This is a genomic window from Sulfobacillus harzensis (assembly GCF_012933365.1).
Taxonomy (GTDB): Bacteria; Bacillota; Sulfobacillia; order Sulfobacillales; family Sulfobacillaceae; genus Sulfobacillus_B; species Sulfobacillus_B harzensis.
Genome location: NZ_JABBVZ010000316.1, coordinates 1 through 672, shown reverse-complemented (window position 1 = coordinate 672; position 672 = coordinate 1). Strand labels below are relative to the sequence as shown.

At 63.5% G+C, this 672-nt stretch carries 1 protein-coding gene; it reads right to left on the bottom strand.

Features of this window, described 5'->3' with window-relative positions:
- Window positions 1-566: transposase (locus HIJ39_RS23265; protein ID WP_207711899.1), on the bottom strand; the 566-nt coding region annotated here is incomplete at its 3' end.
- Window positions 567-672: the final 106 nt, after the last annotated feature.

Sequence of the window (672 nt, the reverse complement as noted above, 5' to 3'; positions counted from 1 at the left end):
CGCGGTGTCCCACTGGGGCGAGCGGACTTGTGGCCCCCGGCATTCCGTAGGATTTTGGCCAGGTTGGCAACCGCACAATGGAATCGCCAATCAGCGCGGACTGCAGCCAACCCTCGGGTCAGAAACTGGCGACAATGCTGCGTCGTTTTCAGGTAGCCGATGACGGGTTCTACCGACACTTGCCGCCGCCGGTACCGGCGGCGCCCCACTTTCGTTCGTAAATACCGTCGCATCCGGTCTTTTGGTGAGAGGTTGCGGGGAATCCGACCGCGTGGTGCCCGGGCGGCACGCCACTCCCGGTGACGGAGCTTTTCCGGCGGAATAATGCTCTCCATCGCTCGGGATTGGAGTCCCTGGCGATTGCTCTCACTCCAGTAGCCGGCATCGGCCAACACGCCGATAGGCCGACGACTCGTGTTCGCGACGACCTGGTCTACCATCGGCAAGAGGTGCGGGCTATCGGCGGCTTGGTTGGTCACATCGGCCGCCAGAATGATTTGTGTGTCGGCGTCCACGGCGATCTGGGCGTTGTAGCCCTGAATGAAGGCTTTGTCGCTATTCCGCATGATGCGGGACTCCGGGTCCGTGAAGTTGCTTTGCGCTTTGGGATCGGGCGTGGGCGGATCCTTCGGAGGTTCGGGCGCCGGTTTCCCCGCGGCCTCCGCCGCGGCT